Origin of the sequence: Ruminococcus flavefaciens ATCC 19208 (assembly GCF_000518765.1) — a bacterium.
GTDB lineage: Bacteria > Bacillota > Clostridia > Oscillospirales > Ruminococcaceae > Ruminococcus > Ruminococcus flavefaciens.
Window position 1 is genome coordinate 75,536 of sequence record NZ_KI912493.1, and the last position, 18,638, is coordinate 94,173.

Below are 18,638 nucleotides of genomic sequence, written 5' to 3' on the forward strand. Positions count from 1 at the left end.
GGTAGTTTCCAAATAACACATCTATTATACCACATACTATTTCACTTGTCCAGTCATTTCAGCATTATTATTATCAATTGACAAAAAAACATCAAAAAACATGATTCTCATTTTGTATTTTTTCTCTCTCACGGGATATATCGCAATGAATATTTTGAACATTCACAAACATATACAAAACATCACCTCGAAATTTTATACTCGGTTAAGTTGATTTATGAGACTTTTTATGATATAATTGTTTTAAGTATGAATGAGATGTGAATTGGAGGCAATTTATGAGAATTCGTCACAAACCCTGGGCAAAGCCTGAACTGGAAGCCTGCCCTTTCTATATACATGAACCCCAGAAGCAGATCGGTCACTGGCGCGAGCTTTTTTCCGAGCCTGACAAGCCCCTATATGTGGAGCTTGGCTGCGGCAAGGGCGGCTTTATATCGCAGGCTGCTCCTGCTCACCCCGAGGCAAACTTCATCGCTATGGACATAAAAAACGAAATGCTTGTGCTTGCAAAACGCAAGCTTGAAGCTGCATACGAGAAAAAGGGAGCATCTCCCGATAATGTCCGCATAGCTATCCAGAATATAGAGCGTCTGGAGCTCGCATGGGACGAAAACGACCGTGCGGACCGTATCTACATCAACTTCTGCAATCCGTGGCCTAAGGCAAAGCACAAAAAACGCCGCCTTACCCACACTCGCCAGCTTATCAATTATAAGAAATTCCTCAGAGGTGAGCTCTGGTTCAAGACAGATGACGACGAGCTTTTTGAGGAGTCCTTTGAATACTTCGAGGAAGCAGGCTTCAGGATAAAATACAAGACTTTCGATCTCCATGCTGAAAGTCCCTATGAGAATTTCGTAACTGAACACGAGAAAATGTTTACCGATGAGGGAAAGAAAATAAAATTCCTTATCGCAGAGCCTGTCAGGGAGGACTAATATGGAATTTCAGAAGGATCTCGGTATCTTCCATATCGAGGGCGGTTCTATCAAGACCGCAGGCAAGGGCAATCTCGGTGCAACCGAGGAAGTTCCGCAGGATATCAAAACAAAAACAAACTTAAAAAAGGACGTTAAGACTGCTGCAAAAGCCATTGCTCTCACAGGTCTTTTCATTCTCAGACACAAGTCAAAAAAGAAGAAGAAATGACGATTTTTGCATCATCTCTTCCTTTTATGTGAATATCTGAACTTTTTGCTGACTAAAATATCTTATGAAAGGAGTAATTGTAATGGATATCACACAAACCGTTATCTCTCTCTCGGAGTCCGTCGGTGCTTCGGGAAATGAAGAGAATGCCGCAGCCCTCGCCCTGAGTATGCTGCGCAATTACTGTCCCGATGCGGAAATACGGAACGGCAATGTTATCGGACATTTCGGTATTCACCGCGAAGGACTGCCGTCACTGGTTCTTGACGCACATATCGATCAGGTAGGCTTCATCGTAACCTACATAACCGATGACGGCTTCGTTAAGGTGGGAAATATCGGCGGCATCGACCGCAGACTTCTCCCAGCACAGCCCGTCGTCATTCACGGCAAGCAGGACATAAAGGGCGTTATATGCTCTGTTCCGCCTCACCTTTCAAGCGGCAGCAGCAAGGTGCTCAGCATCGAGGACGTTGCCATCGACACAGGCATGACCCAAGACGAGCTGTATCAGGTAATCGCTCAGGGCGATACCGTCACATTTGATGTCTCCTGCCGAAAGCTCATAGGAAACCGCATTACAGGCGGCGCTTTTGACGACCGCTGCGGTATCGCAGCCCTGCTGTATACCCTTGAGCTGCTCAGCGGTCAGGATACCGCCTATAATGTTACCGTTATCTTTTCAACCCAGGAAGAGGTCGGTGAACGCGGTGCAAAGATAGGCGCATTCTCACTGGCTCCCGATATCGCACTGGCTGTGGACGTGAGCTTCGCTTACGCTATAGGCGAAGAAGAAAGCAAGTGCGGATATCTCGGAAAAGGTCCTATGATAGGTCTTTCTCCTTCACTTTCAAGGGAGATAAGCGACAAGCTCATAAATGCTGCCGAAGCCACAGGTATCCCCTATCAGAAAGAAGTCATGAGCGGTCTTACTTCTACAAATGCCGACCGCTATTCTGTCAGCAGGAGCGGTGCAAAGACCTGTACCGTTTCAATACCGCTGAGAAATATGCATACGCCTGTTGAGGTCATAGATATGTCGGATGTTGAAATGACCGCTATGCTTTTAGCTGCATTCATCAAGGAGGGCTGAACATGAAGGATCTTCTGAAAGAACTCTGCCTGACTGACGGTATCTCAGGCGATGAAAACGCTGTCCGCGAACTCATAATCAGCAAGATAAAGCTGGTCTGCGACTACAGCGTTGATAACCTCGGAAACCTCATCTGCTTCAAGAAAGGCAGAAAAAAGCCCAAGAAAAAGCTTATGATATGCGCCCATATGGACGAGGTAGGTCTTATGGTGACTTATATCCGCGCTGATGGAACTCTCGCTTTCGACTGCGTCGGAGGTATAGACCCGTCCGTAATAATCGGCAGGCAGGTACGTATAGGAAATAACCGCATAAGCGGCGTTGTGGGCTCGACTGCCGTACATAATCTCAGCAAGGAGGCAAGGGAAAAAGCTCCCGAGGTCGACAGCCTTTACATAGATATCGGCGCTGACAGCAAGGAAGAAGCCGAAAAATACGTTTCTCTCGGTGACAGCGTTTACTTTGACTCGGAATTTACAGACCTGGGCAGCAGCCGCGTAAAATCAAAGGCTCTTGATGACCGCGCAGGCTGCGCTATGATGATAAAGCTGCTCCATGAAAAGCTTGAATACGATACTTATTTCGTTTTCAACGTACAGGAGGAGATCGGTCTGAGAGGCTCTGCTGTCTCTGCTTTTTCTGTAGCTCCTGACTTTGCCATAGTCCTTGAAGCTACTACCGCCGCAGATATCGACGGAGTTTCGGGCGCAAAGCGCGTTTGTGTATTGGGTGACGGTCCTGTTGTATCATTTATGGACAAAAGGACGATTTACGATAAAGAGCTCTATCAGCTCGCCTTCGATATCGCAACCTGTCAGACAAAGACCATGATCGCAGGCGGAAACGACTCGGGCGCTATACATATAAGCGGAAATGGTGTACGCACTATTGCTATATCCGTTCCTTGCAGATACCTGCACTCCCCTTCGTCAGTCATAGAAATGTCTGACCTTGAAAGCTCATACAAGCTTGTTAAAATTCTCGCCAGAAGGATACCCGAATTATGATAACACTTATCGAACACGAGCACGAGCTTGACCGCGTACTGCTCAACAAGACCCTCTCGGGCAAAAAAATGCTTGCCTATATGAGAGCCTATGGTCCTAATTATGAATTCTGCCGCTTTTACAAAATAACCGACGAGAGCGGCATCGGCTTCATGTTCATTATAAATTCAACGCTCATTATATGCGGTGACGGTGACCTTGAACCAAACGAGGAGATAGACCTCTTCGTCAGCATGAATGTCCCCTTCCGTATCGAGGGAGACCAGAAAATACTCGAGGGTATAAAGATACCCGAAAGATATCAGGTGCTCAACCGTACCATATTCGAGCTTATACCTGATGATACGCCACTTGAGGCTATCGAGGAGCATGTTGAATTCAATCCGAATCTCCCTGACGTATACAAGATACTCAGCGAGGGATTTCCGAATATTGCCGATTTCTCACTGTGGTACACCGATACCTCTCACAGATGCCGTCATGGCATAAGCAGAGTATTTACCTACCGCAATTCTACTACAGCTTCAGCCGTGTTCGATATCGGCAGCACTGTCCTCATAGGTCAGGTAGCTACCAACACAGCTGCCCGCGGAAGAGGTTATGCAAGAGAATTTCTGAAATGGCTCGCCAAGTTCTTCAACGGACTCGGAAAACGTGCATATTTGCTGGCTCTTGATGTCCGCGTAAGCTTCTACACCGAAATAGGCTTCCGTATCGCAGGGCGCGAGATAGTCCTTGAACGTATCGACGTTAAAAAGGACAGCGCTGCTAAGGGTCGCCTTGAAGAAAGGTGAAAATTTATTTTGTATTTAATTAACGTGAAAATGTGACGGATATGGAGCAGACGGGCGAGCGGAACTCGCCCCTACAGCGCAGAACCTGCGCCCCCTTGCTCGTCCGCATATTATCAAAAGAACAGTCGCTTCTCGACACGGGAAGTATCATCGGAATTGACGGGCGAACACTGTTCGCCCCTACAGCACATCATTTGGTGTTTACAAGTATTTTGCGGACGACCAATGGTCGTCCCTACAGTTATCGGTGGGACATCGAGGACGCCGTCCCCTACACTTAGTTCTTAGCTCTTAGTTCTTAGATCTAAGTTCTAAATTTATGCTTTACAACTAAGAAAAAAGGTGCTATAATGTAAATAAGCTGCGCTCAAAGGCGAGCACAGTAATCAAAAGGAGGTATTTCCAAATGGGAAAAGTTAGAATCGGTATATCAGGCTACGGCAACCTCGGAAGAGGCGTTGAGCTTGCTATCCGTCAGAATGATGATATGGAGCTTGCAGGTATTTTTACCCGCCGCGATCCAAGTACAGTAAAGCCTCTCACAGCAGGCGCAAAGGTCTACAATATCGCTGATGCCGAGAAAATGGCAAATGATATAGACGTTATGATAATCTGCGGCGGCAGTGCTACTGACCTTCCTAAGCAGACTCCCGAAATGGCTAAGCTCTTCAATGTTATAGACAGCTTTGATACTCACGCAAGAATTCCCGAGCATTTCGCTAACGTTGACAAGGCTGCAAAGGAAAGCGGTCACCTCGCTTTCATTTCACTTGGCTGGGATCCGGGTCTCTTCTCACTCAACAGACTCTATGCTGAGTCTATCCTTCCTAACGGCAAGAGCTATACATTCTGGGGCAAGGGCGTAAGTCAGGGTCACTCAGATGCTATCCGCCGCGTAAAGGGCGTTAAGAGAGGCATACAGTACACTGTTCCGATAGAGTCAGCTATGGAAGCTGTTCGCAGCGGCAGTCAGCCTGAGCTCACAACACGTCAGAAGCACCTCAGAGAGTGCTGGATAGTTCCTGAGGATGGGGCTGACCTTGCTCAGATCGAGAACGATATCAAGACAATGAAGAATTACTTCGACGAGTATGATACAACCGTAAACTTCATCAGCGAGGAAGAATTCGACGCAAAGCACAACAAGATGCCTCACGGCGGCTTCGTTATGAGAAGCGGTCTCACAGGTGACGGCGAGAAAACTCACCAGATGATAGAGTATTCTCTCAAGCTTGAGTCAAACCCTGAGTTCACAGCAAGCGTACTTATCTGCTATGCAAGAGCACTTGCAAGACTCAAGGCTGAAGGCGCAACAGGCTGTAAAACTGCTTTCGACATTGCTCCTGCTTATCTTTCAAAGCTCAGCGGTGAAGAGCTCAGAGCTTCAATGCTTTAATAGTAAATATGTTTTTATAAAAGAGTCACTTATAAGTGACTCTTTTACTTTATGTGTAGGCATTTACAACAAAGAACAGTAATCCGTTCTGTATATTTTGTGATATTTGCTTTAATTTTATTGACATACAAGCCCTTTCGTGGTACAATTATTTTATAAAAGAAGTAACTCAGGGGGGATATTATTATGGCAAATGTAAATGCGATATGCACAAGCTGTAACAAGACCGTTGAAGTAGATAATTCAAAAGATGCGTGGGTATGTCCCTATTGCAGCACCCCGTTCATTGTCTCAAAGGCAATTAACAAGTACAAGGCACAGCACAAGGACGTTGCCAAGAAAGTAAAGGCTGTCAAAAAGCACAGCTCAGATTTCGTTGTTGATAACGGTATTCTTACCGAATACAAAGGAAATGCCGAGGATATTACTATTCCTGGAGAAGTTCGCAAAATAGGCAAGCACGTTTTTGAGAACAACACCACACTCAAAAATATCACTATCCATGACAAGGTCGATGAGATAGGTGCTTACGCTTTCCGCGGCTGTACCGCTCTGGAGGAGATAAATCTCCCAGACAGCATAAATTCTATCGACATCTGGGCTTTCAGAGGCTGCACAAGCCTTAAAACAGTTGTTGTGCCGCCTCATTTAAGGTATATCTCGGACTGTCTCTTTGCGGACTGCTCAAGCCTGACTTCAGTTGAGCTGCCCGAGCCTATAGGCGGTATCGGTTCATTCGCTTTCTCAGGCTGTAAAAACCTTGAGGCAATAACTATTCCGCCACACGTTTCACAGATAGGAAAATACGCTTTCTCAGGCTGTGAAAAGCTGGAGACCGTATCTATCCCCGATGGCGTTTCACTTGTTGAGGAATGTACATTCGCAAACTGTACAGCTCTTTCCGCTGTCGGACTGCCGAGAACTATCAAGTCTATCGGTGCTTTTGCTTTCCAGAACTGCACTTCTCTGCATGATATAGAGCTTCCCGCAGGTATCCTGAGTGTTGACGGCTTCAGCGGCTGTACGGGTCTGAGAGCCTTTACTGTTCCGGGAGGCGTTTCATCTGTGGGAGATTTCAGCGGCTGCACAAATCTTGAAAAAATAACTCTGCCCGCTTCACTCAAAAAGATAAACGGCGGCTTTAATAACTGCCCTAAGCTTCTGAGTATCGCATGGCCTAATCTTTCGGATAATGCCTCTAACTTCCCTGCTTACTATGAGACAGTGGTGGCAAGCCGAAAGACAGCAGGCAAATGCCTTTACTGCGGCGGTGACTTCAAGCTTATATCCAAGACCTGCAAGCTCTGCGGCAAGAAAAAAGATTATTGATACATAGTTTTTAAAGCCATAGTGTTTCTGATAACTTTCAGAAGTGCTATGGCTTTTATTTTAGTAAACAGAGAGTAGTGAGTAGTTATGTAATGTTTCCTTCGGAACGCCGAGGCGCCGTTCCCTACACGTTCTGCTCAATAAAATGCGGATTATATATTGACTCTCTTCCTTTTTAGAGTTATAATATTTATATATTATTTTAAGGAGAACCTCATGAGTAATACTTCAAGAATTACTGCTGCTGCATTAGCTGCTGTCATATCTGTTTCAATGTACAGCTGCGGTAATAAAAAGAATAAAAACAATTCCGACACTACAGAAATTATAAGCTCATCATCAGAAACTACGACTGAGTCTACAGATACTTCCGAAACGGTAACGACCTCTTCCGAAAAGACTACAGGAACTGCGACTGCTTCCGCCGAAACTACAGCTTCTCAGACCACTACCACCGAGGCTGCTAAAACCGAAAAGCCTGCGGAAACTGAAAAGAAACCCGATGAAGCTCCGAAAAAAGGCTACGAAAACAGCTTTGAAGCTGCAAAGGCATATTACAATGCTTACATTACATCAAATGCAGATGCAGTATATGATATGTTCTGCTCGGAAGAAATGGAAGGCTATCATAATTACATAAGCACTACCGAGCTGCTTGAAGGTCAGAATGCACAGATCGCTTTCAAACGCTCAAACGTTGTTAATGCAATAAAACAGTCAATGCAGAATATCCACAATATCATGGCTGAAAAGTCCGACGTTCCTGCCGATAAATGGACTACCTCATTAAGTGAGGATCTTCTGAAGCCTATCGGCGAAAACGAGCTGAACGACTTTAACAAGTCACTCAACACTAAATTCACTAATGCCGCCGAATGCGGAATAGTATATTACAAGGACGGCAACGACGAACACAACTTCATAGGCAACGGCTGTGCCTTTGTAGAGTTTGACGGCAGATGGTATCTTTCCTATACCACTTTAATGAAAATAGAGCTTATAACATATATGGACGAGTCTGCTCTGTTCAAATCATAAACCGAAAGGAGCTTATCTATGTCATTCCCCGAAAAAGCAGGTATCTTTATCACAGGTTTCTTACTTTTCGCTGTTATAGCAAAAGAGATCATCGGTCTCATCGCCGACTTTATCCTTGCACCGCTTTTCGGTATGAGAGTGAAAGGAGTTTCATTTTTCGGTCTTGCATTCAATCTGCAAAATAATAAATGGGTAGCCTCAAAACATAAAGCTACTGCACTTATCCAGCACGATGTACGTTTTGACGACCGTAAACCTTTTGAAGAATACGACGAGAAAAAATCACAGGCTTTGCAGCTTACCACAACTGTCATAAAGCTTCTGGCTGCTGCCGCAATATGCTTTGCCTGCCGCGGCTTCTTCGTAAAGGACAAAAAATCGCCTCTTGATATACTCGTTATATCATTCGCTCTCGGCATGATATTACAGGCTCTTACTTCACTTGGAATTTTTCTTTACACAAATCTTGTGCTGATGAAAAGGCTGAGCGGATATATCAATACCCTGCTTAGCCGACTCAGAAAAGGCGAAGATCTGGCTGCTCTTAATTTACAGCCCGTTGAGATGCTCCCCTATGATAATCCCACAAATGCAGAGAAGATCCTCTACTATCAGGTATATATGGCGCATCTTGCTGCCTGCGACAGATATGAGGATATGCGTGGGCCATCTCATCAGGCTATGGATTACATTATGAACCACGATTACTTTTCACAGGAAACTCTTGCGTATTACTGGCTCATATTCTTTTTCTCCGAGGTCGAACCCAATGAAGGAAATGCAAAATCCCTGCTTACAAAGCTCGGTGACATAATAAGGAACGACAAGGACTCAAATGCAAGGCGTGTACTTGCTTACTATATGTTCAATATACAGCATAACCCAGAACGTGCTGAAGCTCTTGTCACGGAAGGCTTCGCTGCTCTGAACACATCACACTGTCTCCCAACAGAACGGGAGCTCGAACGTAAATTGCTCACAAAGCTCAATCAGCGCATAAACGATCATAAACACGGAATAAACGTAAACTCTGACGTTCAGTGATCACCTCAATATCAGGAGGATTATTTTATGGATAGCAAAACCCTCAGCGACACCTCTCAGGCAGTAAAACTGGTTGTTGAAAGGTTCGGGATAGAAATACTCAACGACCACAAACGCTTCTGCTCAGCCTTTGCCGATTTTGCACCAAAGCTCTCAAAGGAGAACAAGGCTTTCTTCGTAGCTCTCAGTGAGAATATCGGCAGTATCTTCATACGCGAGAACGATGACGTTTTGGCAGGCAAAAAAAGTCCCGATGAAATAACAGAACGAGCTATAAAGGATATAAGCGAGTACCTCAATGATGAAAAGGCAAAGCTCGTTGCAATGAGCATTGCCGCAGCTCTCGGCTGGAAAACTGCAATAGCTGAGGAAAAGTCTCATGACAGCGATGAAGCTGCTTCCTACGGCAGCTCAGCTTCACTTATCGAGGACCTTTTCAAACGCGCTCAGAACGGCGATAACGACGCCTGCTTCAATCTCGGTGAACACTTCTTCTACGGAAGAGGCGTAAAGCAGGACTACGCAAAGGCTGTAAAATGGTATATAATGTCCTCTGACCGCGGCGATTGCAGCTCGCAGAAAAAGCTTGCCGACTGCTATTATCTGGGACAGGGCACAGAAAGAAATGTGGCAAAGGCTGCTCACAGATACGAACAGGCTGCCGAGCAGGGCGACTACGACTCGCAGAAGGCTCTTATAAAATGCTACATGATCGGCGGAAACGGACTCCTTCCCGATACGAAAAAGGCTGAATACTACTCAAAAAGGTACAGTATCCCCATAAGCAACGGAACTACCGAGGATACTCTCAAGAATGCAATGGCAGGTATCCCCTCAGCTCAGTTCAAGCTTGGAAATATGTATCTTCACGGCACAGGTATGGAACGTTCTCCCGAGACTGCGATCACTTGGTTCAAAAAAGCTGCCGAACAGAATTATCCTGCGGCTCAGTTTAATTTGGGCGTATGCTATTACTACGGCATAGGTGCTCCGCGCGACCGCATAACAGCAGTCAACCTCTATAAAAAGGCTGCCGACGGCGGAGACCTTGACGCACTCAACAATCTTGCAGGCTGCTTTATGCGCGGCGAGGGCACTCAGAAGGATCAGTCCACAGCAGCAAGGTATTATAAAAAGGCTGCCGAAAGCGGTCTGGCAAAGGCTCAGTACAACTACGGCGAGTGCTGCTTCAACGGTCTGGGCGTTCCGAAGGACATGAGAGAAGCCGTTAAATGGTACAAGGAATCGGCTATACAGGGCGACCCTGACGGACAGTTCTCCTATGGCTGGTGTCTGCGCGACGGTCTGGGCTGTCTCAGAGACAATATACTGGCTAAGGATATGTTCGAGAAAGCCTCTGCTCAGCGTCATATCGGAGCACACAAAGCACTCGGCTACTGCTATACCAACGGTACGGGTACTCCGAAAAATTACGCTTCTGCCGCAGACCAGTTCGCAAAAGCCGCCGCAGGCGGCGATAAGGAAGCAGCAAAGCTGCTCATAGCCTGCTATAAGTACGGCGGCGACTACCTTGCGATAAACGATGCAAAGGCTCATCACTACGCAAAACAGTACGGTATTGATTATGATATGATATGAGCAGCGTAACGCTGTACTCTTTTTCGCGTCAAGGTAACGAAAAACGTGAACTATTGCGCCGCGATTGTTGCTGTTTCCAAATTTATATGATAAAGAAAGGCTTCCCTCACGGGAAGCCTTTTCGCTTGTAAGACTTTTATAGAGCATCATTCAAAAGAATTGAACTGAATAAACACATGACTGTAGCCGTCTGTTATCCTGTTTGCTTCATCCTGAGATATTAATGTATCTCTGCCTGATTGATCTGAATTATTATAATATATGATCGGCTCATTGTTCTCATCAAGTCCGTCAGTATTCACGCTCTCCACAAAGTTGAGTCCGTTGTAGCCAAGTCTGTAGTAGCTTTTGCTGGTATGTGCTGCGCCGCCCGAACCCTCATTTGAGATAAAGCCTGAATGAACCATACTGTCTTGTGCTCTGTCTGCTGTAGGATTTGAGCAGATGTAGTATCTGCTTCTCAAACCGCCGCTAGCACAGTTATACACTTCATTGTCAGCATTAACTGAGAAAATATTGTAGATAACACTGTCAAAGTCGCCCGAATCAGTACCATAGTCGTAATTTACACCGAGGAGCAGCTCCATAATTCCGTCCTCATTGACATCATAGAATGCATATCCGATATTTGCTACAATTTCATCAGAAGCATAGAGCAATTCACGTGCAAGTTCATTTTCGTACTTCAGACCGCTTGCATCCTTGTTCTTTATCATAGTGCTGCAATCGTCGATGATTCTTGCATATTCCTTGTATATCTTCTTCTCTGTCTCACCGATCTGCGAATACTCTCCTATATATGACAGTACCTTATCCTCTATGCTTGTATTATTCTGTTCGTCAGAATTATTTTGCTGACTTCCGCTTACGACCGCATCATCAGACTTGCTGCTTGCTGTAGTTACAGTTGTCAGAGCAGAAGAGATCGCACTTACTTCTTCTGTTGTTGTAGTCTTTGCAGCTGTTGTACTTGCAGCTTTTGCTGTTGTTACTGTATTCGTTGTATCTGTCTGTGTTGTTGCCTGATTTAATACAGGCTCAGGGAGCTTGTTTCTGTCTCTGTTATTCTTCATTAGGTATGCTCCACCGCCTAATGAACCTAAAAATACTGCTATTATTGCTGCTATACTTGCTATTCTTGTCATATTTATCTTCCTTTCATACTTTTCAACGCCGCTTACACTGTCGGCATATTCGGTCTGTTCGATATTTGCTCTGCGCTGTGCCTTTGCAAATATCTCATTCTTCTTAGCTTCCTCCGCCATAAGCTTCTCAACGGATGCCTTATTTGCCCTGCGAAGGGTATTTATTATTTTCCTTTTATTATTCATATTTACCCTCCTTTAAAGAGTTATACTCTCTGCTTCAAGGAGCTTTTTCAGCCGCTTCATAGCTCGTCCGCAGCGCACTCGCACTGCCGTAGGATTAAGTCCCACCATTTCAGCTATCTCCTTGGAGCTTTTATCGTAGTAATATTTCTGAATAATTATTATTGAATCCGGGGGGCCAAGCTCGGACACCTTGCTGAGCAGAAGCTCTGATGTTTCGGACTTGTCATTGTTTTTTTCAATATCCTCCTCATCGGCTATCTCTGCCATGCTTTCTTCGTCTGCGGATATGTTCCTGCCCGTCTTTGCAGCCAGTGAACGCCTCATACTTATTGCAGCATTTCTTGCCACCGCACCTACATATGACTTCAATGAACATTCAGCATCAGGTCTGAGCTTCATCATCACCGAGGCAAATACATCTATAACGCATTCCTCCGAATCGTCAGTACTTCCAAATCCGCTTATGATCCTGTTTACTATTGAATAGACATAACTATAATATTTATCAAAAAGAGCACGTTGTCCCTGCGGCGGTGTTTCACGCATCAGACTCATTATCTCATTATCAGTCATATGCTTCCTCCTCTTTATTTTTTGAGAACAGATCTGTCTTTCACCTATATTAACGCAAAGCGTTTATCATGTGTAACACATTTTTTGAAAATTTTTCTCAGTCCGTTTGGACTGTGTTTTAAGATCAGATCTGTTCTTCACCTATATTAACGCAAAGCATTTACCATGTGTAACACTATTTTAGCATTTTTTATTTTTAAGTGCAAGAAATTATATCATAAACAATAAATTTGATATTTTTTGCTGTGCAAAAGGTTGCTTTTTTAATAAATTTGTGTTATAATAGTTCCAACACTTGAGCGCATTAGACAAAAATAATAAAGAGAGGTGAATAATTATTAAAATACTACTTATCGGCGGCACAGGTACTATAAGTATGGCTGTCACAAAACTCCTTGCACAGCAGGGACACGAGGTCATTCTCCTTAACCGCGGATCACGGAATAAACAGCTCCCTGACAGAGTCAAAACTATCCAGTGTGATATATCGGACGAGACAGAAACTGCAAAAAAGCTTGAGGGAATGAGCTTTGACTGTGTCGGCGAATTCATCGGCTTTGTGCCTGCACAGGTTGAACGTGACTTCCGCCTCTTAAACGGCAAGACTAAACAGTACATTTATATAAGCTCCGCTTCTGCTTATCAAAAGCCCCTTTCAGACTGCGTGATAACTGAGAGCACTCCCCTTGCCAATCCCCACTGGCAGTATTCAAGGGATAAGATAGCCTGTGAGGAATACCTTATGAAGCAGTACCGTGAAAACGGATTTCCTGTTACTATAGTCCGTCCGAGCCATACCTACGATGAAAGATCGGTGCCTCTCGGAGTCCACGGCGACAAGGGCAGCTGGCAGGTGGTGAAGCGTATCATGGAGGGCAAGCCAGTAATAATTCACGGCGACGGCTCTTCACTCTGGACTATCACCCACAACAGCGACTTCGCAAAGGCTTATGCCGGTCTTATCGGTAATATCCACGCTATAGGTCAGGCTTTCCATATCACCTCTGACGAGAGCGTTACGTGGGATCAGATATACTCAATTATCGCAGATGAGCTTGGTGTGGAGCTTAAAGCCTGTCATGTATCATCTGACTGGCTCAATGCTGTAGGTCCTTACGACTTTGAAGGGACTCTCCTCGGCGACAAGGCTTGTACAGTTATTTTCGATAACTCAAAAATAAAACGTGCAGTACCCGATTTTAAGGCTACTGTACGCGCAGATCAGGGCATCAGGGCTACCGTGAGATATATCCTTGAGCACAGGGAATGTCAGGTCGATGACCCCGAATTCGATAAATGGTGCGATAAAGTAGTCGCAGCAATGGAAAAGGCTAAGAAAGATTTTTTAAACTGAGTCATATGATAATAAATAAAAAGGAGGAATATTTTTTATGGATAATTTTCAGTTTTTCAGTCCGACAGAATTCATATTCGGAAGAGATACCGAAACAAGAGCAGGTGAAATGGTAAAGAAGTACGGCGGAACAAAGGTACTTCTGCACTACGGTTCAGGCTCGGCTGTAAGGTCGGGACTGCTTGACCGCGTAAAGGCTTCACTGGATATAAGCGGCATCGCTTATACAGAGCTTGGCGGCGTTAAGCCAAATCCCCGTGATACACTTATTTATCAGGGCATCGAGATATGCCGCAATGAGGGCGTTGATTTTATCCTTTCAGTAGGCGGCGGTTCATGTATAGACTCCTCTAAGGCTATCGCTCTGGGCGTTCCCTATGAAGGAGATTTCTGGGACTTCTACGGTACAGGCAAGAAGGTAGAAAAGGCTCTCCCCGTTGGTACTGTCCTCACTATCGCCGCGGCTGGCAGTGAGGGTTCGGGGGCTTCTGTTGTAACTAAGGAAGAGGGCTGCCTGAAGCGTGATGTAGGCTCTGACCTGCTCCGTCCCCGCTTCTCTATCCTCAATCCCGAGCTTACCTGCTCACTCCCTGCTTATCAGACTGCCTGCGGTGCTACGGATATTATGGCTCACGTTTTCGAGCGTTACTTCACAAATACCCGTGAAGTCGAGATAACAGACCGCCTCTGCGAAGCTGTTCTCCTGACTATGATAAAGGAAACTCCACGCGCTATCGCGCAGCCAGATAACTATGACGCACGTGCAAATATAATGTGGGCAGGTACTGTTGCTCACAACGATATCGTTGGAGTCGGAAGAAGTCAGGACTGGAACAGCCACGCTATAGAGCATGAGCTCTCGGCTCTCTATGACTGCGCTCACGGTGCAGGTCTTGCAGTTATCATGCCTGCATGGATGGAATTTGTATACAAGCACGATGTTATGAGATTTGCTCAGATGGCTGTACGAGTATGGGGCTGTCAGATGAACTTTGAATTCCCTGACGAAACTGCCCTCGAGGGTATCGCCTGCTTCAGAAGCTTCCTTCACAGTATAGGTATGCCTATTAACTTCGAGCAGCTCGGTGCAAAGGAGGACGATATACCTAAGCTTGTCAGAAAATTCGGTATCGGCGACGGCAGAACAGGAGGCTTCGTTCACCTTTCTGCTCAGGACGTTGCGTCTATATATCGTATCGCTGCTAACGCAGGTCTGTGATATCACCTGCAAAAAGAGCTAAAGATACGGCAAGAAGCGGAAAAGCTTCTCTTCCGAAAAAATACACAGTGGCTGCTGAAATGACTATCAACAGCAGTTTAACGGTATTGAGGATATGCATGACTGCTCTTTCACAGACAGTGCCTACTGCAAGCTGTGATATTATTGCTCCGCCATCGAGACTTCGGTAAGGAAGCATATTATACACGGCAGCAACAAGGGTGAGCTGTGCAAAGCTCCCGTGATATCCATATATACTCAGCAATAAATATAAGAGAATATTGGCGGCAGGTCCTGAAAGCAGCACAAAAAGTCTGCTTTTGTCGGAGATACTGCCGCCTTTTCGCGTCCCTATAACTATTCCCGCGCCGCTTATATCAACTGACCTGATGCTGCCGCCTGTAAGCTTCAAAGCAATAAGATGACCTGCTTCGTGCAGCAGGCATACTGCGTAAAAGCTGAGTATCAGTCCGCTGCTGCGCATAAGAAATATCAGGGCATTGAAAACAAGGAACGAAAAATGTATGCGCACATCTGCTCCGCGTATCCTAATGCTTATCAAAAAAATCCCTCAGCAGGTCAATGGGATTGACTATAACGCAGCTTCTGTCCTCTGCAAATCCTTTCAGTCTTGCAAATACCGCTTCTGTAATATCGGGATAGAAATACCTTCCGCAGCAGAAAAGTGCCGCTAAAAGTATGCATAATACAGCTTGCGTAGCTATTACGTCATCGGCTTTGTTTTTACGTTTTCTTTCGTATGTATCAAGCAGCTCCTCTGTCGTATCCTGCTCTGCTTTTTCTTCATTTTCCATAATATCACCTCTGTAAAAAATATGCGAAAAAAACGAAAAAATGCAAAAAAATCCACGTTTTTTCCGTAAAAGAAAGTTTATAATAGTATTGCGGAATCTTCCGCAACTAAATCAGAGGTACAAAAAATGAAGATAAATATTCCTGCTGCACTGCTTACCGCTGCCGTTATGCCTTGTACTGCCGTTGTGGCTGCCGATAATACTAAAATAGGCTACGGTCAGGGAACGGAAGTCGATGAAAAGAACCGTCCTCTCGGTGCAGTACAGTTCAACAGCCGATTCGGCGACCTTGATGCCTTCGCCCTGTCGGAGGACGAGAACAGAATAATCATCACCTTTGATCAGGGCTATGAAAACGGTTATACCGCTAAGATACTCGATACCCTGAAAGAAAAAGACGTTCAGGCTATATTCTTCCTGACAGGTCCTTATGCTAAAACTGAATCCGCTCTTGTCAAGCGTATGATAGACGAGGGACATATTCTCGGAAATCACGGCATGACTCACGCAAGTCTGCCGACTCTCTCAGATGATAACGCAAAGGAAGAGATAATGTCACTCCACGACTATGTATTGAACAACTACGGCTATCAGATGCAGTATTTTCGCTGCCCCTGCGGCGAATACTCCGAACACGCTCTCGAAACAGTCAAGAAATACGGCTATGTATCACTTTTCTGGAGCAGTGCCTACGTGGACTGGAACACAGACGCTCAGCCCGATCCTGCCGAAGGACTGAAAAAACTCACGGATATGGCTCACGGCGGTGAGATACTCCTGCTCCACTCGGTGTCTGCTACCAACGCCGAAATACTCGGAGACCTTATAGACAACTTCCGCGCCAAAGGCTTTACGGTATAAAAAAATGGGGACACATCTGTGTCCCCTGTTTTCTTGGCAGATAATATCCTGTAAATTTCTATTATGCCAATCTGCCCTTGATAACGAGAGTGCTTACACCTGCCTGTGTTGTCCACTCTCCTGTTGTCTCGTCCTGTGTGAACTGTGCGGCAGGTACTGTCACCTGACCGTCAAGGCTTGTGAATACTCCTGTATCGGGATCGTAAGCATAATTGGTGCCCGATACCCATGCAGTGCCGTTGAACTCGGCTGTAAGTCCGCTGAGTGCAGGTGTGAAGGTATCGCTGAATATTACATTATCAACAGCTTCTGCGGCTGTCGTACCGAAATTCTGGATAACAAAAGTGTAGGTCACTTCGCCGTTCTCCTCTACAGCCGCAGGACTCAGTGACTTGCTGATAGAAAGGTCTACACCCTCGGTGTAGGAAATAGTCTCGGAAGCTGTCACAGGCTCAAAGCCTGCACCGCTTACTGTGACAGTATTAACTATCTCGCCGTTTGTGCCAAGCGGAGCAAAGACGTTGGTATCTGCTGAATATACAAGCATTGCATTGCCGCCTGCGGGTACATTTATACCTGTAACTGTGAGAGGTGAAAGTGAAGTTTCGGCAGGTGCTGCCTGCTGTACGCCGTTTACATAATAACAGAGAGTACCCTCATTGTAGCTAAGCGGAACTGCTGTACTGTTTTCCTCGCCGAAAGTATACTCGCCTAAATTGTCTGTAACTGTAAGTCCGTTATAGCAGCTTGAACCTGTATTGACAATACTTATCATAAATACATTTTCGCCGCCCTGTGAATAGGTGTCTGATACCGCATTCTTTGAAACTGAAAGCACTTCCAGTATCTCACCTGCTGTTATATTTGAGCTTGCAACTGTTCCATTGTAGGAAAGAGTCGCCTGATTATAGAATGTTGCCATAATATTATCCTCCATATGGCAGATGACTGCCGTATTAAGGGAGGGAGTCCCCTCCCTCGGTAATATTATATGCAGTTTCCTGATTTTGCGTGAAATATCAGAAGCGCACTGATGACCAGTGCGCTTCTTTATATTGAAACATATTCTTTGTCGGTATTTAGCTGCATTATGTACTCGTCTATACGCTCGCGGGAAATACCGTCACCGATAACGATGAGCACGGGCTGTCCCTCGGCTACAGTGGATATCTCCGTTTTTTCACGGGTAGCATTTACTTTCAGCCAGCCGCCATTTTCAAGTGGAAGTGAGCCTTTTATCCTGAATATAATGCCGCATCTTTCATCATTCATTATTCTGTCAATAAGCGGCGATATCTTCTCCTGCGGTATATTTATATGCATGAAATAATGCACAGAACTCTGTATATCCTCGGGGCTGAACTTCTTCACATAGCTCGAACCGCGATAGCCTGCATTTTTGAAAAGCTTATAATCGTCATCAGCGAATGACTCCCAATCCTTTGCGACTATATCACACATTGTCAGTCTGCGGTCGCAGCGTATAGCTTCAAGAGAGCTGTTAACGTGAGAAAGTACACGCTCGGCAGTCTGCTCAGCCGTTTCATTCTTTATGTTTCCAAGCTTACTGAGTATGAGCTTTCCGCAGCAGGCTGCCTCAGAGCCGAGGAGATACTCCATCTGCTCTGAAAGCTGCTCTTCCATTTCAGAGTCCACTATAGTAAGCACGCTGCCTATCTCGAACCACCTGTCAAGGGGAGACTCGTGCAGTATATCGAAGAATTCGTCCATATCGAATATTCCCGAAGGCTCAACAAGTACACGGTCAAAATGCTGCATACCGAGAGATATGAGCTGGGTTTTGAAACGCCTTCTGTGACAGTCCGCATCGCAGCCCCCTGCTATCATTTCAAGACGGCAGTTATCGCATTTAAGCTCCTGCAATATCATCATATCTATATTTACAGCACCGAAATCGTTTTCAAGAATGGCGATATTCTCGCCTTTATCTATGAAATGCCGCGCATATTTCATCAGGAACGTGGTCTTTCCCGAACCGAGTATTCCCGTTATAAGGTCTATTTTTGTCATAA

Annotated in this window: 19 protein-coding genes; 13 read left to right on the top strand and 6 right to left on the bottom strand. The window is 45.4% G+C overall.

Annotation, left to right across the window (positions count from 1 at the left end; translation table 11 throughout):
* Positions 1-278: 278 nt before the first annotated feature.
* The 10 genes from trmB (at position 279) to L870_RS0115385 (ending at position 10,452) form a co-directional block, all read left to right on the top strand.
* The gene (gene trmB / locus L870_RS0115340) at positions 279-941 is read left to right on the top strand and encodes a tRNA (guanosine(46)-N7)-methyltransferase TrmB (protein WP_028518883.1); all 663 of its coding nucleotides are present in this window, start codon (positions 279-281) and stop codon (positions 939-941) included.
* 1 nt (position 942) lies between these two features.
* Positions 943-1,152, top strand: a complete 210-nt coding sequence (locus L870_RS0115345; protein ID WP_028518884.1) for a hypothetical protein — start codon at positions 943-945, stop codon at positions 1,150-1,152.
* 82 nt (positions 1,153-1,234) lie between these two features.
* Positions 1,235-2,245 (top strand): M20/M25/M40 family metallo-hydrolase, encoded by a 1,011-nt coding sequence (locus tag L870_RS0115350; protein WP_051411614.1) that lies wholly within the window; start codon positions 1,235-1,237, stop codon positions 2,243-2,245.
* 2 nt (positions 2,246-2,247) lie between these two features.
* Positions 2,248-3,252 carry a M42 family metallopeptidase gene (locus L870_RS0115355; protein ID WP_028518886.1) on the top strand — a complete coding sequence of 335 codons (1,005 nt, stop codon included), beginning with the start codon at positions 2,248-2,250 and terminating at the stop codon, positions 3,250-3,252.
* Positions 3,249-4,046, top strand: a complete 798-nt coding sequence (locus tag L870_RS0115360) for a GNAT family N-acetyltransferase (protein ID WP_028518887.1) — start codon at positions 3,249-3,251, stop codon at positions 4,044-4,046. The genes L870_RS0115355 and L870_RS0115360 overlap by 4 nt, the downstream gene beginning before the upstream one ends.
* Before the next feature lie 406 nt (positions 4,047-4,452).
* The gene (locus L870_RS0115365; RefSeq protein WP_028518888.1) at positions 4,453-5,442 is read left to right on the top strand and encodes a diaminopimelate dehydrogenase; all 990 of its coding nucleotides are present in this window, start codon (positions 4,453-4,455) and stop codon (positions 5,440-5,442) included.
* 186 nt (positions 5,443-5,628) lie between these two features.
* A complete protein-coding gene (locus L870_RS0115370; RefSeq protein ID WP_028518889.1) occupies positions 5,629-6,771 on the top strand; it encodes a leucine-rich repeat domain-containing protein in 1,143 nt (380 codons plus the stop codon).
* 216 nt (positions 6,772-6,987) lie between these two features.
* A complete protein-coding gene (locus tag L870_RS0115375) occupies positions 6,988-7,809 on the top strand; it encodes a hypothetical protein (protein WP_028518890.1) in 822 nt (273 codons plus the stop codon).
* Between the two features lie 18 nt (positions 7,810-7,827).
* Positions 7,828-8,853: a hypothetical protein gene (locus L870_RS0115380; protein WP_028518891.1), complete on the top strand. Its 1,026-nt coding sequence runs from the start codon at positions 7,828-7,830 to the stop codon at positions 8,851-8,853.
* A gap of 27 nt (positions 8,854-8,880) precedes the next feature.
* Positions 8,881-10,452 (top strand): tetratricopeptide repeat protein, encoded by a 1,572-nt coding sequence (locus L870_RS0115385; protein WP_028518892.1) that lies wholly within the window; start codon positions 8,881-8,883, stop codon positions 10,450-10,452.
* A 146-nt stretch (positions 10,453-10,598) separates the two neighbouring features.
* Here the strand turns inward: L870_RS0115385 and L870_RS0115390 are convergent, their stop codons facing one another.
* Complete coding sequence (locus L870_RS0115390; protein ID WP_028518893.1) at positions 10,599-11,783, bottom strand: hypothetical protein; 1,185 nt, start codon at positions 11,781-11,783, stop codon at positions 10,599-10,601.
* 12 nt (positions 11,784-11,795) lie between these two features.
* Positions 11,796-12,356, bottom strand: a complete 561-nt coding sequence (locus tag L870_RS0115395; RefSeq protein ID WP_028518894.1) for an RNA polymerase sigma factor — start codon at positions 12,354-12,356, stop codon at positions 11,796-11,798.
* 337 nt (positions 12,357-12,693) lie between these two features.
* Between L870_RS0115395 and L870_RS0115400 the strand changes: the two genes are divergently transcribed.
* Both L870_RS0115400 and L870_RS0115405 read left to right on the top strand, forming a co-directional pair.
* Positions 12,694-13,710 (top strand): SDR family oxidoreductase, encoded by a 1,017-nt coding sequence (locus tag L870_RS0115400; protein WP_028518895.1) that lies wholly within the window; start codon positions 12,694-12,696, stop codon positions 13,708-13,710.
* Between the two features lie 37 nt (positions 13,711-13,747).
* The gene (locus L870_RS0115405) at positions 13,748-14,929 is read left to right on the top strand and encodes an iron-containing alcohol dehydrogenase (RefSeq protein ID WP_028518896.1); all 1,182 of its coding nucleotides are present in this window, start codon (positions 13,748-13,750) and stop codon (positions 14,927-14,929) included.
* On the opposite strand, the gene L870_RS0115410 is transcribed toward L870_RS0115405, so the two are convergent.
* Together L870_RS0115410 and L870_RS0115415 are read right to left on the bottom strand one after the other, a co-directional pair.
* A complete protein-coding gene (locus L870_RS0115410) occupies positions 14,913-15,491 on the bottom strand; it encodes a hypothetical protein (protein ID WP_028518897.1) in 579 nt (192 codons plus the stop codon). The genes L870_RS0115405 and L870_RS0115410 overlap by 17 nt on opposite strands.
* Positions 15,478-15,744: a hypothetical protein gene (locus L870_RS0115415; protein WP_028518898.1), complete on the bottom strand. Its 267-nt coding sequence runs from the start codon at positions 15,742-15,744 to the stop codon at positions 15,478-15,480. The genes L870_RS0115410 and L870_RS0115415 overlap by 14 nt, the downstream gene beginning before the upstream one ends.
* Positions 15,745-15,870: 126 nt before the next feature.
* Here L870_RS0115415 and L870_RS0115420 point away from each other — a divergent pair, with 126 nt between their 5' ends.
* Positions 15,871-16,605 carry a polysaccharide deacetylase family protein gene (locus L870_RS0115420; RefSeq protein ID WP_028518899.1) on the top strand — a complete coding sequence of 245 codons (735 nt, stop codon included), beginning with the start codon at positions 15,871-15,873 and terminating at the stop codon, positions 16,603-16,605.
* Positions 16,606-16,666: 61 nt separating this feature from the next.
* Here the strand turns inward: L870_RS0115420 and L870_RS0115425 are convergent, their stop codons facing one another.
* Both L870_RS0115425 and L870_RS0115430 read right to left on the bottom strand, forming a co-directional pair.
* Positions 16,667-17,527, bottom strand: a complete 861-nt coding sequence (locus tag L870_RS0115425; protein WP_028518900.1) for a DUF11 domain-containing protein — start codon at positions 17,525-17,527, stop codon at positions 16,667-16,669.
* A 128-nt stretch (positions 17,528-17,655) separates the two neighbouring features.
* Positions 17,656-18,636 carry a GTP-binding protein gene (locus L870_RS0115430; protein WP_028518901.1) on the bottom strand — a complete coding sequence of 327 codons (981 nt, stop codon included), beginning with the start codon at positions 18,634-18,636 and terminating at the stop codon, positions 17,656-17,658.
* Between the last annotated feature and the right edge of the window lie 2 nt (positions 18,637-18,638).